Origin of the sequence: Nocardiopsis changdeensis, from assembly GCF_018316655.1 — a bacterium.
Classification (GTDB): domain Bacteria; phylum Actinomycetota; class Actinomycetes; order Streptosporangiales; family Streptosporangiaceae; genus Nocardiopsis; species Nocardiopsis changdeensis.
In genome coordinates, this window is record NZ_CP074133.1 from 2631505 (window position 1) to 2646437 (window position 14933).

General features: G+C 67.6%; 12 protein-coding genes. 8 read left to right on the top strand and 4 right to left on the bottom strand.

Annotated elements, in window-relative coordinates:
• The first annotated feature begins 175 nt into the window (after positions 1 to 175).
• A complete protein-coding gene (locus KGD84_RS11920; RefSeq protein WP_220560361.1) occupies positions 176 to 1126 on the top strand; it encodes a bile acid:sodium symporter family protein in 951 nt (316 codons plus the stop codon).
• Positions 1127 to 1409: 283 nt separating this feature from the next.
• Here KGD84_RS11920 and KGD84_RS11925 read toward each other — a convergent pair whose 3' ends face one another.
• A complete protein-coding gene (locus tag KGD84_RS11925; RefSeq protein WP_220560362.1) occupies positions 1410 to 1877 on the bottom strand; it encodes a hypothetical protein in 468 nt (155 codons plus the stop codon).
• A 376-nt stretch (positions 1878 to 2253) separates the two neighbouring features.
• On the opposite strand from KGD84_RS11925, the gene KGD84_RS11930 reads away from it, so the two are divergent.
• The 5 genes from KGD84_RS11930 (at position 2254) to KGD84_RS11950 (ending at position 8570) form a co-directional block, all read left to right on the top strand.
• Positions 2254 to 3093 (top strand): poly(ethylene terephthalate) hydrolase family protein, encoded by an 840-nt coding sequence (locus tag KGD84_RS11930; protein WP_220560363.1) that lies wholly within the window; start codon positions 2254 to 2256, stop codon positions 3091 to 3093.
• A gap of 995 nt (positions 3094 to 4088) precedes the next feature.
• Positions 4089 to 4295, top strand: coding sequence for a hypothetical protein (locus KGD84_RS11935; protein WP_220560364.1), 207 nt, complete (start codon positions 4089 to 4091; stop codon positions 4293 to 4295).
• 746 nt (positions 4296 to 5041) lie between these two features.
• On the top strand, positions 5042 to 5641 hold the full coding sequence (locus tag KGD84_RS11940) for a hypothetical protein (protein ID WP_220560365.1): 600 nt from the start codon (positions 5042 to 5044) through the stop codon (positions 5639 to 5641).
• Between the two features lie 287 nt (positions 5642 to 5928).
• Positions 5929 to 7377, top strand: a complete 1449-nt coding sequence (locus KGD84_RS11945; protein WP_220560366.1) for a 3'-5' exonuclease — start codon at positions 5929 to 5931, stop codon at positions 7375 to 7377.
• 407 nt (positions 7378 to 7784) lie between these two features.
• On the top strand, positions 7785 to 8570 hold the full coding sequence (locus KGD84_RS11950; RefSeq protein WP_220560367.1) for a hypothetical protein: 786 nt from the start codon (positions 7785 to 7787) through the stop codon (positions 8568 to 8570).
• 107 nt (positions 8571 to 8677) lie between these two features.
• Here KGD84_RS11950 and KGD84_RS11955 read toward each other — a convergent pair whose 3' ends face one another.
• The 3 genes from KGD84_RS11955 to KGD84_RS11965 are packed head-to-tail and all read right to left on the bottom strand — an operon-like array spanning position 8678 to position 12783.
• Entirely contained in the window at positions 8678 to 9979 is a 1302-nt protein-coding gene (locus KGD84_RS11955) for an outer membrane protein assembly factor BamB family protein (RefSeq protein WP_220560368.1), read from the bottom strand.
• Positions 9980 to 9992: 13 nt separating this feature from the next.
• Positions 9993 to 12443 (bottom strand): TPR repeat domain-containing protein, encoded by a 2451-nt coding sequence (locus tag KGD84_RS11960; RefSeq protein ID WP_220560370.1) that lies wholly within the window; start codon positions 12441 to 12443, stop codon positions 9993 to 9995.
• A gap of 37 nt (positions 12444 to 12480) precedes the next feature.
• On the bottom strand, positions 12481 to 12783 hold the full coding sequence (locus KGD84_RS11965; RefSeq protein WP_220560371.1) for a hypothetical protein: 303 nt from the start codon (positions 12781 to 12783) through the stop codon (positions 12481 to 12483).
• A gap of 118 nt (positions 12784 to 12901) precedes the next feature.
• On the opposite strand from KGD84_RS11965, the gene KGD84_RS11970 reads away from it, so the two are divergent.
• A protein-coding gene (locus KGD84_RS11970; protein ID WP_255647210.1) for an IS5 family transposase occupies positions 12902 to 13698 on the top strand; the annotation gives its coding sequence in 2 pieces (ribosomal slippage) (positions 12902 to 13238 and positions 13238 to 13698; 798 coding nt in all).
• A 397-nt stretch (positions 13699 to 14095) separates the two neighbouring features.
• Complete coding sequence (locus KGD84_RS11975; RefSeq protein WP_260697235.1) at positions 14096 to 14761, top strand: transposase; 666 nt, start codon at positions 14096 to 14098, stop codon at positions 14759 to 14761.
• Positions 14762 to 14933: the final 172 nt, after the last annotated feature.

Below are 14933 nucleotides of genomic sequence, written 5' to 3' on the forward strand. Positions count from 1 at the left end.
CGCGGCCTGTACGGCCTGCGCGGACGCCCCTGCGGGGCCGCCCCCGGGCCCCGGTCGGCACCCGAAGGGAAGGCGGGGGCTACCCTGGCCGGGCGGCGTCGACCCCCACGGGGCGGTGACCGCCCGGGGCGGGGAGGTCCCGACCGCCCCGGAGAACTCTTCGGGAAAGCCACAGATGAACACCATCAAGAACATCGCGGACTTCACCGGCCGGTGGTTCGCGCTCCTGGTCCTGGGCGGAGCCGTGCTCGGCCTCCTGCTGCCCGCGGCCACCGCGCCCGTCACCCCGTACATCTCGCTGCTGCTCGGCATCATCATGTTCGGCATGGGCCTGACCATGCGCCCGGCCGACTTCGCGATCGTCGTCCGCCACCCCAGGGCGGTCCTGCTCGGCGTCCTGGCGCAGTACACGGTCATGCCCGCCCTGGGCTGGGGCATCGCCCACCTGCTCGGCCTGCCGCCGCTGCTCGTCGTCGGCATGATCCTGGTCGGCGCCTCCCCGGGCGGTACCGCCTCCAACGTGATCGTCTACCTGGCCCGCGGCGACGTCGCCCTGTCGGTGGCGATGACCTCCATCTCCACGATGCTCGCCCCCGTCCTGACGCCCCTGCTCGTCCTGGGCCTGGCCGGGTCCACCCTGCCGGTGGCCGCCGGCGACCTGTTCCTGTCGATCCTGCAGATCGTCCTGGGACCGGTCGTCGCCGGCCTCCTGCTGCGCATGGCCGCCCCGAACCTGGTCGAACGCCTGCTGCCGGCGCTGCCGCTCATCTCGGTGACCGGCATCGTGGTCGTCGTCGCGGGCATCGTCGGCGCCAACGCCGACGCCGTCCTGGGCACCGGCCTGCTGGTGGCGCTCGCCGTGGTCCTGCACAACGGCCTGGGGCTGGGGCTGGGCTACCTGGTCGGCGTCGTCGGACGCCTCCCCGACAGCGCCCGCCGCGCCGTCAGCGTCGAGGTGGGGATGCAGAACTCCGGCCTGGCCGTCGCCCTGGCCACCGCCCACTTCTCCCCGCTCGCCGCGCTGCCGGGCGCCCTCTTCTCGGTCTGGCACAACCTGTCCGGCTCGGCGCTGGCCACCTACTGGGCCCGCCGCGCCCCGAAGGACGAGCCCGCTCCGACCCCCTGACGGGAGAACCGGCTACCCGGGCACGACCGGACCCACACGCGCATTCAGGGTCCGAAACCGGACACCCTTCTTCGCGTGATCGTGTCGCGCCGGAGAGTGATGCTTGTCAGGCTGTGGCCATGGCACGCATCCTCTCCGGCCTCCTCGCCCTGTCCCTGACCACGACCGGCGCACACCTCCTCCCCACCCCGCCCCCGCCGCCCGCACCGGCGCTCCCGCCCGTCCCGGTCGCGGTGCCCCATGCCCGCCGCCCGCGCCGGCGGCGCGTCCCCCACCCCCGCTGTCACTTCGACTGACCCCCGCGGAGGCGGCGCACCGCCTCCAGCGCGAGCCCGCCTCCCACGGCCGCCGCCCCCAGCCCGAACAGCCCGCCCAAGCCGAAACACAGCAGCCCGATGACCAGCAGCAACAGCACCGAGCCGAACACACCCCCGGGCGCCCCGACCTCGTAGGCCCGGTCCTCCAGGGTCGTCGACACCCATGTCTCCTCACCGTCCACGAGACGGGCGCCGACGACCCTGCCGGGCGCGCACCCGTGCGAGGAGTGGAACCACACCCCCTCCCGCGCGGGGCCGTCGCCCGGATCGAAGGTCCCGTAACACCGCACCTCCCGGCGCACCTGGGCCTCGTGGGTCACGGTCACCCGGCCGGCCTCCCCGGACCACCCGTAGGCGGCCCCGAGCGCCCGCACCTCGTGACCGCCGAACTGCACACCCACCGCGAGGAAGAAGTACGCGAGCAGACCGCTCACCGCCACCAGCCCCAGCCGCCGGGCCGGCGACCCGCCCGGCGCCCTCGGAAACCGCCCGGAGGACTCCGGCCGAGGCGCCCCCGGTGCCCCCCGGTGCTCCGCCCGCCGCCTCCGCACGTTCCGCCGCCCACGCCCGCCCATCCGGCCACCTCCACCGGACTCCGATCCCCCCGGCGCCCGCCCGGTTCCCCTCCCGCCGGCCCTTCCCATCGGGGAGACCACCGGCCCCGCCCCGCCTCCCCGCGGACACCGCCGCCCGCCGGATCAGGGAAACGACCCGTCCTCGGTCACACCCCGTTGACGCCTCCTCACCAGGGGCCGATATTCGGGTGCAGCGCGCTGAACGAAAGTCACCCCACCCCCAGAGGAACCCCCCATGCACCGACGACGATCGGCCCGCCCCACCGCCCTGCTCCTGGGAGTGCTCACGGTCCTCACCCTCGCCCCCGCTGCGCCCGCCACCGCCGCTGCCGCGGGCGGCACCGGCCCCTACGCCGCGGAGTACACCACCACCTGGCGCCTGCGCGACCACACGATCTACCGCCCCGTCGACCTGCCCGACGACGAGCCCCTGCCCATCGTCGTGTGGGGCAACGGCGCCTGCCGCGCCGACGGCACCTGGTTCGAGAACATCCTCACCGAGTTCGCCTCCCACGGCTTCCTCGTCATCGCCAACGGCCGCCCCGGCGGCAGCGGAAGCACCGACCCGGAGATGCTGACGGAGGCCGTCGACTGGGCGGTCGACGAGAACACCCGCCCGTTCAGCGAGTACCGCGGGCACATCGACACCGACCGCATCGCCGTCATGGGCCAGTCCTGCGGCGGCCTGGAGGCCTACGAGGTCGCCGACGACCCCCGCGTCACCACCACCGTGCTCTGGAACAGCGGCCTGCTGACCGACCGCGACGACGACCTCCTCGACGACCTGCACGCCCCGATCGCCTACTTCACCGGCGGCCCGAGCGACATCGCCCACCCCAACGCCCTGGACGACTACTCCAAGCTCCCCGCCGGGCTGCCCGCCTTCATCGGCCACCTCGACGTCGGCCACTACGGCACCTTCGCCGAACCCAACGGCGGCGAGTACGGCCGCGTCGGCACCGCCTGGCTGCGCTGGCACCTCAAGGGCGACGCCGCCGCCCGCGCCGAGTTCCTCGGCACCGACTGCGGCCTGTGCGGCACCGACTGGGACATCGACCACAAGAACTGGCCCTGACCCCGCCCCGACCCCCGCCCGGCCGTGTCCCTGCCGCCCCACGGCCGGGCGGGCCGCCGGCCCCGGCGGCGGACCCCGCCGGGGCCGGCCCGCCCCTACCCGCCCGGCAACCGGTCCATGGGGGATTTCGGGGCCCGGGAGGGGGCGTCCGCCCCCTACTCGCCCGGCAACCAGTCCATGGGGGGATTTCGGGGTCTGGAAGGGGCCGGCCCGCCCCTACTCATTCGGGAACCGGTACCCGAACTGCTCCAGCCGCCCCCGCGCCCGTCCCAGTTCCTCCTCCGTGAACAGCGCCGCGAACTCCGGCCGCAGCACCAGCGCCTCCACCGTCAGGTCCAGACGCCCCTGGTCCCACGCCCTGGACGAAGGGTCGGCCCGGCCACACCCGAGCCCGGAGCCCCCACCGCTGCCGCGCCGTCCCCGGTGTCCGCACAGCCCCCGGGGCCCCGAAAGTGCGGCCCTACCGCCTGCGCCCTAGCCCACCACCTGGCCGCATCCCCGCCATGGCCCCATGGCCATCCCCGCTCCGGTGGGGGCGATCCGCCCCGCCCGTGGTCCTGCGCGGCCTCTCGCCCCGGAGCGTGGTCCCGCTGCGCCCCTCACTACAGTTCCGGTCCATGACGGACTCCCCCCACCGCACCGCTGCGAACGATGAGGAGCTCCTGGAGAGGCTGCACGCATGTGCGTGGGGCAGGGGAGACTCGATCCCCTCCCCTGGCCACCTCCCGGACGAACCCTTTCCGCCTGTCACGATGGCCGAGGTCGAACAGGCGGAACACAATCTGGGGTACCGGCTTCCCGCATTGCTCCGGCGCATGTACACCGAGATCGGTGACGGAGGGTTCGGTCCGGAGGGCGGTCTCGCATCATTGACACCGCGCGGCGTTCCGCCCCGGCACGTGCGGGAGTGGCCTTGCGCGACCTCCGTCCGGGAACAGCGCCCGGGATGGGCACCACCGACGTCATGGTTCTTCCTGACCGGCGGCGGCTGCTCCATGGAGTGGTACGTCTCCCTGATCGCGGTCGACCACCCGGTGCTCCTCTGGGACGCCGACGGCTGGGAACCGGACCGGGGCCAGAGCCCCCATGACGGCCTGCGCTACGCGGCGCCGTCCCTACGCCACTGGCTGTGGACCTGGGTGGAAGGAAAGGACGTGTGGGACGGGGCCCTGGCCCAGATCGAAAGGGACACCCACAGCTGACGAAATGAGCGCCGAACCCCCGCTCCCCACACAGCCCGGCTGAGCGGTCGTCATCCGACCCCGGTGGCCACCTCAACGGCGGGGGCGCTTCTTTTCCCGAGCCGAGCGAATGGCGAAAGACATCGACGTATCGCTTTCCGCGGTGCCCTCCTGGCCGAAATCGGCCACGCTGTGGAGCGGGCGAGTCCTTATCGTTAAGAAGAGATCGTGGTGGTGAGAGTAGTGTTCTTCTCCCATAGCCGGTTCAGGGCGGTATTCCGAGGGGCGTTTTCTGTGCGTCCTTTGCGGAGGTTGTGATGAGCGCCGGGGATTCTTCGAGGTCGAACGCCAGGAAACCTCTGGCCGTGAACACCGGTCACACCGGGAACCAGTGCGAGTACCCGGGATGCACCGACCGCAACGCCAGCCTGTCCACGATGTGGGACCGCCCCGACCATGAGAACGACTGGTCGAGCAACCGCGAGCTGCGCTGCGGTGAGCACTGGGGCAGGGACGCCCCGAGGGTCCCGCGCCCCCGTGCGCCGCTGCCGGTGGACTCTGGCAGGAAGAGCTCCTCGGATCGCCGGGAGAAGCCGGCCGGGGAAGCCCGTGTGGCCCCTGCTCCCCGTTCTTCCGCGAAGAGGGGCACGCGAAAAGCGAGCGGAAAAGGGGTGGCTTCTGCGAAGAAGAATGCCTCCCGTAAAGTCACCGGACGAGTGCGCTCCGAACGCGATAAGCCGCTGTTCATCGCCCCTACAAGAAAAACCGTGGCGGTTCAGAAGGAGAAGATTCCCCTGGATGAGTCCTGGCTGAGGGGCAGGAAACCCACGGGCATGGCCGATCTGGACGCCGCGCGCCCGGTGGCACTGGAACTCCTGAACCGGAGGCGCTTCGACGCCGCCGCCCGCCTCTGCACGGAACTGCTCGCCTCCGGAGCCGGATTCATGCGGGAGGCGGGTGAGGAGGGGGACAGGATGCGTCGTCTCCTCAAGGCCTGTCGTGACGCGGCCCGGGCACGGGTCGGGGCTCAGGGGGCGGTGCCCCGGGCCAGGAGGGGCGGCGAGCCCTCTCGACAGAGGAAGCGTGCACAGCAGCGGGTGAACGGCGGAGCACCCTCTCGTGAGAATGCAGGGGGCGCCGCTTCGCCCAAGGTGGTGATGCCCTCTGGGGACGACGCCGCTTTCCCCAGGGTCCGGTGGCTCATCAAGCGGGACCCCGCCACGGCGCTCTCCCTCTGCGACCGCGTGCTCGCCGACCTGCGCCGCATGCCGGAGGCCGAAGGCCGGGAACAGACCCTGGCCCGCTGGACACGGCTGCGTCGGTACGCGGAGAACGAGACGAGGCGCAGGAGCCGCTCTCGGAAGTGATTTGGCAAGCGTGAGCCCTCCTGCCCTGGCGGAGCTCCTGCCGGGACCGCTGGATCCCGGCCGCACTGTCGCCGCGCGCCCGGTCACAGAGCACGGCCGGAACGGTGCCTGACCGATTTCTGTGGTTTCGCCACGCCGACCGTGCCCGGCGTGGTAATTCCGATGCAGGTCCTGTTCGCCACCGCTGTCCCCATGGTGGGCCGGGCCGTCGGCGAGGTTGTTCCCGCTCATCACCTCCGGTTGTCGCGTGACCCATTCCCCTACGACCACGAACTGGAAGGTGACGCATGTTCACCGAAGGCCACCTGACCCGAACCCCGGGACACGATCCCCGGTGGATGCTGTTCGCCGTCCTGGATGTCGCCACCACCGGCTACCACCCCGAGCGCGATGACCGGATCTACGAGGTGGCCGTTGCCCGCATGCGCGGAGACGGCGCCGTCGTGGGCGAGTACTCCACCCTGGTCAATCCCCGGCGCCCGGTCCCCTACGAGGAACACGCGGAGATCACCGACGCCCACGTCGCCAAGGCCCCCGGCTTCGACCGGGTCGCGGGGGACCTGCTCGCCCACCTGGCGGATGCGGTGGTGGTCGCCCACAAGCTCGACCACGAGGATCGGTTCCTCGACAGCGAGCTGAACCGAATGGGCGTGCGAGTCTCCGGAGTTCCGGGCCTGTGCACGCTCCGGCTCCTGCGCAGCCAGCTCGACACCTGGCCCTACAAGCAGCGGCACCTGTACCGGCTGCTGATCGGGGGTTGGCCGGCGTGGCGGTCGAACGCGCTGTCCAGCGCCCGCCAACTCGCGCACGTGCTGCGCATCCTCATCGCGGAGGGCCCACAGCCCCTGCACTGGAACGGACCCGCGCCCGTGGCGCTCCTGGCGGTGCCGCGCACGGGTGTCATCACCCCCTACATCGTCGACATGAACGGTGTGGACAAGGGGTGGCTCTCCACCCTGGCCGCGGCGCTGCCCGATATGGACCCCTCGCCCGAACCCTCGCCCCGAGAAGCAACCGTCTACCGGGCGACCCTCGACCAGGCCCTGGCCGACGGGAAGGTCGTTGCGGAGGAGGCCGAACGGCTCGCGGAACTGGCCACCGCGGCGGGGTTCACCCAGACCACGATCCGCAGGGTGCACGAGCAGGTGCTGTTGGAGGCACGGACCCGGGCGGAGGCCGACGGCGTGGTGACCTCGGCCGAGTTGCGGGAGCTGGAGAGGGCGGCGGCCTACCTGGGGACCGGACACGTCATCCAGGACCTGCTGAACCTGGCTGCGCAGGAACGGGAGCGCAGGAACGGACCCCTCAAGGGGTGGCGCATCGTGCCGGTCGGGACGTCAGAGGCCATCGACGAGGCCGTGTCGTACGCGGGTTCCCAGGGGGCGGCCATCGGGGTCAACGTCACCAAGACCGTGCGGCTGGTCATCGCCGAAGAGGGGGAGACCGATCCCAAGGTGCGGCGCGCCATCGAGGGCGGCCACCGTGTGGCGACGCCGGAACAGGCCCGTGAGGTGCTGCGCGAGGCGGTGAGCCAGGCGGAGTCCCGTCTGTTCGGTGAGCGGGAGCCGGTGGAGGACGACGACCGCGGCGCCGGCGAGAACGACCGCTCGTGGCGGGCCTCCTGGCGGCCCCGGGAACTCGGCCCAGGGGACTACCACCGCGAGTTCGTGGCCCCCTACGCCGACCGGGACCGTGCGGAACGTCGGCCTGTCGCGGCCGCCCTGTGGCCCCTCTGAAACGGCTATCGGACCTTTGAAGACCTCCGGTCCTCCGGTGAGCGCATCGGAGGACCGGAGGTGACCGGGTACGGGGTCCGGCCCGGCGTTCAGTCCGTGACGATGGTGATCGTCCTGTCGGCGCCTCCGGCTCCCGGTGGAGCGTCATGTGAAAATCCCCTGGGAGTGTACGAATTCCCCTGGTGTTGTCGATGTCAGCCCCTCCTCAACCGCATTCGTCGCCCTCTCCTCTCTCCTCTCTGCGAGCCATGTGCCACTCCCGGCACTGCCCACTGGCAGACACCTGTCACCGTGTGGTCACAGCACAATGACCGCGTAACGGATACCCGGTACCACCTCCTCCGTGAAAGGAAGAACGGAGCGGCCCGGTACCCCTCCGAGGCCGGTCCCACCCCCACGGAGGCCCCATGGCGCACAACCACTCCTGCGCGAACGCCAAAAACCCCGGTTGCCGCTGCTCCGGCTGTGGCGGCAGCCTGCACGGCTGGCCCGCCCACTTCGAACGCGCGGCGGGATCTCCGAGCGAACGCGACCGCTTCCGCCGCCACACCGACCTGGAATGGGTGTCCGCCCTCGGAACCGGCAAGACCCGCGAGAACCGCTTGCAGGCCCCCACCCTACGGCTGAAGCGGGCCGGGACCACATGTGCGGCCGCCGACGCCGCCGACTGGCTCGCCCGCGACCCCGACCTCATCACCGCGGGGCGCGACCTGGGCCACTCCCTGCACGACACGGCCCTGCCCGAACTGCACCGCCATGCCGCACAGCATCCCGACCGCTTCCCCGGCGCCAAGGAGCTGGACAAGACCATCCCTGGGCACTTCTGGTGCACCCTCCTTGCCGAACTCTCCGGGGCCGGGGACACGGTCCAGCGCTACTCCGACCGAGTACCGGAACTCGCCAAGCAGGTCCTCCTCGATGGCGAGATCCCTCCGGACTGGGGACCGGTGCAGAACCATCTTGCCGAGGCCGCGCTGACCGCGGTCTGGAAGTGCGCCGGCAGCGTCCTCCTCGGCGACTTCACCGGCCTCATCCGCATCGCGCGCCTCGTGTCCCTGTTCATCTGCCCCGACCCGGCCAGGCACCCGCTCATCGTCCGCCGCTCGCTCGTACCCCTGGTCAAGGAGGACGTCATCACCGAGACCACTTTGACCCGCCTCCAGCAGGCCTTCCCCACCGACCCCGCTCCCTGACCCCGGTAAGCCCCGGCCCGAGGGGCGGCGTGCTCACGAAGCAGGCCCCGTGCTCGGCTTATCCGTATCTTCGCTACCCGGGTGGAGGAGAAGGTTGGGATCATTCGTCACTGATAGGCGATCAGTTCGTTTTCTCCCCAGTGTTCTCCGCCGACCAGTAGCACAGCCCCAGGGACGCCGACCAGGGATCCCGGGAACTGGGAGAGACTCGTGCTCTGAAGGGCGGGCAGACCAGGATCGAGGAGTTTGGTCTCCCCGGTTTCCCATGAGGTGAATCCGATGGTTGCCGTTGTTTCGTCGGTGTCGCTTTCAACGATTTCGACACCTACTACGCCTTCTGGTAAAGGTAGGGCGTGCCTGCTCTCCTCGGATTCCTCGAGGTTTTCGGAGGTCTCCATCGACGCGATGGGATCCAAATCAGCGTTGAGCAGCTCGTAGTGGCTTCCTTGAGCGGCTGTCGCCTGTATCAGGATTCCGTTTTCATGGAAAGCGATGACACTCCCCTCGGCGCTCACTTCGATTTCGCCGCTCTCGATCCCGATGGCATGCACTTCGCGGCTCTCATTGTTGGCGAGTAGAACCGAATCTTCTTCGACGGCGAAGGAAATTCTGGGAAACCTGTTCTCTGACGAGTAGGCGAATTCCTGACGCCAGAGTTCGGTTCCGTCCGCCAGGTCTACGGCGACCACCGCTACAGCCGACTCGAAGGGGCGGTGACCACCGTCCTCAGGGGTGCACGTGACGAGGACGAGCAGTGTCGACCCGTGGATGGCGGTGTCGTCCTGGCTGGAGGGCAGTTCGGGTGCGATTTCACAGGACAGGGGCTTCTCCTGTTGCCAGCGTTGTGTGCCATCGTCTACCTCGATGACCGACAGCGGCCGGTACTCCTCCAGTACACCTTCCGGCCGGTGCACCCGCTCGGCCTCGGACACTCGTCGCAGATCCCAGGGTGCCAGATCTTTTCTGACCCGGAACTCTCCCTTGACGGCACCCGTGCCCGCGTCGAGGATCAGCGTCTCTTCGGGCGGTTCTTCTCTGTCGGGTCCGCGGGCGACCAAGAACGCGGAACCATCGGCAGTGAGGCCTGCGGAGAAGAACTCCTCCTCGGAGACCAGGTGGCTCCACACCTCTTCACCGGTGTCTCCGTGGAGAATGACGATTCCCGTGTCGAGTGTCACCGCCGCCCCCATCGCCACGGGTTCAACATTCAGTATTCTGCTTTCTTCCGGTGCCTGCCATTCCCAGCCGACTTCGGAAACATATTCGACGGCGCCCGGCGTGGAAAACTCACCTCCTGTAGCACCTGGGCTGCCGGGCCAGCCCGCTGAAGAGCAGGCTGAACTCAGCAGGCACAGGAAGGTCGCCGCAACAAGGGCTGGCATGCGACGGCTTCTTTCGGGCTTGGACATCGGTCCCCTTGTCCTAGGAATTGGTTACAATGTTGTAGTATTCATCGTAGTCCAATCCATAGGTTTCAGTTCTTGCGGAGACTGGGCTCTCGCTGTTATTTCTGAATCCGGATTTAATGGAGTCGTTGACGTCATTTCTGGTTACGGGTGAAAGTGGTTCGCCTGCTGCCGACTCTACCTCTTCAGAGTAAACCCACTCCTCCCAATTGGCGATGAGTCGCCCGTCAGAGTCAAGTACTGCGGCCTCGCTCGGCAGGGAGAAGCCGAATTCACGAAACTCTTCGGGGCTCATGCCGGCGGCTGCTTGGATCATGGCGTTGTTCTTGAGTTGGAGAAGATATTTTCCTGAATGATCCTCTTCGGGATTGGGGACATGGGAATCTGCGAGCGATTCCTTGATGGTGACCTTGAGGGCCTCGACTCCCATGTCTGCTATGGGTAGGCCGTCTGGTGTCGGAACCCCTGAGAAGAGGATGTCCACAACGTTCCCTGTCACCTTGTTCCTGTAGTCGATCGAGGCGTTCGTGTTGTTCGGTCGGGCTGCCCCGACGTCGGCCAGGGCATTGTCGAGGATCCCGTTCAATATGCCCGCTCTTTGTGGGATCTGAATATCTTCGCTCCGCTCGCCCTCGCCCATGTACGGTCCCATTTCTTCTGTTGCGGCGAAGAAGAGCTCAGTTTTGAGGAAGGTTGCCGCCTCTTCGGATCCCACGATGTACTCGGCGAAGACTTCACGCCTGTCCATGCTGATCTGTGGGTTGCCCACCGGATCGAAGGAGCTGGCCCCTTCTTCGCTGCCACTTTCGATCGCATTGGAATCGATTCCGTAGTCGCTTCCCATGGCATCCAGGGTGGCGAGAAATATGTCTGCGAAGGAGTAGGCGATCTCCGGATTCAGGTGGCTGAAGGAGATGTCCTCCCAAACAATGGGATCTCCCTTGTCGTCCTTGAGAACCGGGTCTTCCATTGAGTGCCCGGTCCTGCTGAGCTTGTTCTGCATCTCCTCGGATGTGACGAGGTCCACGAAGTCCAGGAAAACTCTGTCCCCGATGTCGGACTTCACTTCGTCACCGCTCTGCTGGTATTCGGTGATCCAGTCGGTGATGCCGCTGACAGCCGCGCCGTCGTCCTCCCAGCTGTGGGTGTAGAACGTCTCCAGGAACTTCTCCGGACTGAGGTCCCCGTGGCTTTCGTAGTGTTCGTAGGGGTTCCCTTCGAAGTCCTCGCCGGTGAGAACGATGTGGTTTGCCTCATCGTTCCTGCTGGCCACCTCGATGATGTTCTGGAAGTTCTCGTCCCCTGGCTTGCCGGGGGAGAAGTAGGGGATATCCAGGGTGGCGGCGACCGTCCCCATGAGCGCGGTGGAGAACTCCGTGCCGCCCTGGACTCCGGGGCCGGAGCTGTCAAGGAACGTGCTCAGCGTGGTGAACGGGCGCCCCCAGGCGCTGTAGGCCTCGGCGAAACCGGGGAGCTCTGAATCGTGGTTGAGCTCGTTGACGTCCGGGAACTCGGGAATGTCCAGGACGTCTCGCACGTCCTGGGGCAGCCGTCCCACACCGCCGCCGATGCCTTCATCGGACAGGACGAGCATCGAGTTCGCCAGGTGGCGATTGATGTCTTCCCGTAGCGAGTCGCTGATGTGCTCACTGCTGTTGACCTGGTCCACGAATCCGAGGAAGCCCTGGTCGTCGCCGCCGATTTCCTCAAGGTCGCCGAAGAGGGTCTCCAAGAACTCGACCTCACCGTCCAGCAGCTTTTCTCCGCTCTGCTGGGCGGTCAGGCCGCGGGCGACCACGGCGGATATCAGCGCGAGGTACTCGGGATTGTCCTCCAGTAGTTCGAGGCTGACTTCATTGCCGTCCAGAACCGCATGGCCGAGGTGCGTGGCGATGAGCTCGGCCTGGCCCTCATCCACGTGGTAGTAGTCGAAGTCCCCGGTCGTGTAGAAACCGATGTTCTCGTTGGTGCCGAAATGACCGCCGTCCGCAAGGGCCCTGATGTTCTCCGGGGTGGGTCCCCCCTTCAATATCTCCCGGGACTCGTCACACCTGGTCTCCAGATCTCGCCACGCCTTGTCGGCCTTGAGGTTGTACGACTCGATGATCTGCTGTGCGATCATGAGGTTGTCAGGTTCCGCGGAGTTGGCGAGCGCGGTGGAAAGGTCTCCCTTGATCTCCTCGATCTTGTTCTCGTACCACTGCACGTCGGTGCTGATCTTGTCGAGGACACCATAGGCGTGGGTGCAGGCCAGCATCGAGCTGCTCCAGGCGAACTGGTTTTCATTTGCTGCTGTACTGAGATTCTCACTGATCATGTCGGAGAACTCGAACGCCACATGGGTTGTGATGGTGTTGTAGCCACCGGACCGTCCGATGATGAGGGAGTGGAGTTCCGCGAACGCATCCCTTGCGGAGGCGACGGTTCCACGGTCGATCTCGCATTCGTTGTAACTGAGCGCGGACAAGTCATGGACTCCTGGGGTGATCCTGGGATGGAGGAGGTCAGTAGGGCTGGATTCCGTTGATGGGTATGTCGAACCCCTCGCTCGACTCCAGATCCGTCACGGCCGCCTCGCGGGCGCCCGCCTGGACGTTCCCGGCGAGTGTCCGCGCGTGATCGCCGACCTCGACCATGTGCTGTTCGTGGTCGGTGCCGAAGGTGCCCCAGCCGGTCACTCCAGGGGCGCCGCTGACTGCGCTTTTAGCGGTTTGGACCGCCTCGTTGAAGTCAGTGGGAAGATCGCGAAGCCGTGCTGCGGCTTCAGCTGAATCCGATCCGCCTGCATGGGCGTCGTCGACGTTCACGCCTGTGCCTTCTGACACGCCCCCACCCGCCTTCCTTCTCTCAAGTCCTCGTACGTTCGGTACGGCGGCTCTTAAGAGCTCATCTCATTTGGTTTCTCGGTAGCCTGCTCCTGTGTCGATGGTGGAACGGCTGGTGCCGGACGAGCTGTGGGAACTGTTCCAACGGGTGGTGCCCGAGGCGCCCACCCGCCCCCAGGGCGGTGGGCGGCGCAGACACGGTGACCGGCAGGTGCTGGCCGCGATCATCTTCGTGGCCACCAGCGGCTGTACCTGGGCTCAGCTCCCGCCGGTGTTCGGCCCCTCCGGGCCCACCGCGCATCGGCGCTTCACCGAGTGGACCCGGGCCCGGGTGTGGGCCAAGCTCCACCGCCTGGTCCTGGACGAGCTCGGCTCCCAAGGCGAGCTGGACTGGTCGCGGTGCGCGATCGACTCGGTGAACATGCGGGCCCTCAAAGGGGGGACCTGACGGGTCCGAATCCTGTCGACCGAGGCAAGAAGGGGTCGAAGATCCACCTGATCACCGACCGGCAGGGTTTGCCCCTGTCCATGGCTATCTCGGGGGCCAACACCCACGACAGCCAGGCGCTGCAGCCCCTGGTGGAAGGGATCGCTCCGATCCGCTCCCGTCGCGGACCCCGGCGGCGCAGACCGGGCAAGCTGCACGGCGACAAGGGCTACGACTACGCCCACCTGCGCCGCTGGCTCCGGCGCCGGGGGATCGTGCACCGTCTGGCCCGCCGGGGTGTGGAGTCCTCGCAGCGGTTGGGCAGACACCGGTGGCAGGTGGAACGCACCATGGCCTGGCTGGCCGGATGCCGCCGACTTCACCGCCGCTACGAGCGCAAGGCCGACCACTTCCTGGCCTTCGCCGGCATCGCCTGCACGCTGATCTGCTACCGCCGACTCACCAAATGAGATGAGCTCTTAAGGGCCGTGGCCGCCCGATTACTCGAATGGAAGGTATCGGGGGCAAGCGGTCCTTATCAACTCGTGCATGCGGAATCCGGGTCAGAAGAGGGACTTCGGAAGTTCTTCCACCACTGGCTGTTTCTTGCGAGGCGAGGGTCGGTGCCTCTGTGTTCTGTTGCACCCACTGTCTCCTGCCGTGAACCGGACCCGGCTCGGGCGGCTCCGGGAGCGCTGGCGCTTTCAGATGGGAGAACGCTCCGGATACTACATTCGGACTTCAGAGCGCCACCCTGTGTAGTAACGCCAAGTCATGGAGACCGAAACCCCGTGCGCTGATAGGAACACGGGCCCCGCCATCACCCTCGAGGACATCCAGACCTAGGCAGACCGCCTCGAAACCCTCATCACCGACCTCGCCTACCCCCTCTTCCCCCACAGCGAGCCACGCGCCACCTTCACCGACTACGCCTGCGGGCTGCTCGCCGACGTGGACCGCAAGAACTCCTGGCGGTTCGCCGAACACGCTGGACACCGCCGTGCTTACCCCGTGGAACACCTCCTGGACGGCGCTCGGTGGGGCCACGACATTCTCACCCGCCGCACCCGCGCCCACATCCGCGACCACCTAGCCAACCCCGAGGCGGTCCTGGTCGTCGACGACACCCAGGTCATCGAGAAAGGCAGCCGGTCGGTCGGCGTCGCCTACCAGTACTGCGGCCTGACCGGACAGGTCGAGAACTGCCAGACCCTCGTGACCTGCACCTACGCCGCACCGGCCGGGCACGCCCCTACGACCAAAACCGCCCTGGCCGAGCAGACCACCTTCACTTATCTGGCCACCGACACCGTCAGGTCGAACGCGTCGGCCAGGCCGGTCATCGCTGTGGCCAGCACCTCGGCGTCCTCACTGCTCTGCTGTGCCTCGTTCGGATTCGCACCCGTTCCACCGCTCATGCGAGATGTGACCTTCCCAGGGGGTGGTACCAACCCTCGTCACCCTTGTGCCACAAAACTCCTGCTTGCCGCCATAAGTTACCGCTCCGTACTGAGAGCAACGGATCTGCCCTGAGGTTCATGGCTCGCGACCTGGGTTTCCAATGGAACCCGTGACCACTTTCGGCCAGACGAAGGTGCCCGGGCAAGAAACCCAGATCGGCTCACCGGCGTTGTCCGCTGGACTCGCGTGATCCGAGTCTGACCTTGTGCACCTCCAAACGCTGCGTGAGCAGGTGCCGGCCTGG

What these genes read in the sequence shown, in the direction of transcription:
- KGD84_RS11920 (WP_220560361.1), top strand. Translation starts at nt 176, where the DNA reads ATGAACACCATCAAGAACATCGCGGACTTCACCGGCCGGTGGTTCGCG.
- KGD84_RS11930 (WP_220560363.1), top strand. Translation starts at nt 2,254, where the DNA reads ATGCACCGACGACGATCGGCCCGCCCCACCGCCCTGCTCCTGGGAGTG.
- KGD84_RS11935 (WP_220560364.1), top strand. Translation starts at nt 4,089, where the DNA reads ATGGAGTGGTACGTCTCCCTGATCGCGGTCGACCACCCGGTGCTCCTC.
- KGD84_RS11945 (WP_220560366.1), top strand. Translation starts at nt 5,929, where the DNA reads ATGTTCACCGAAGGCCACCTGACCCGAACCCCGGGACACGATCCCCGG.
- KGD84_RS11950 (WP_220560367.1), top strand. Translation starts at nt 7,785, where the DNA reads ATGGCGCACAACCACTCCTGCGCGAACGCCAAAAACCCCGGTTGCCGC.
- KGD84_RS11955 (WP_220560368.1), bottom strand. Translation starts at nt 9,979, where the DNA reads ATGTCCAAGCCCGAAAGAAGCCGTCGCATGCCAGCCCTTGTTGCGGCG.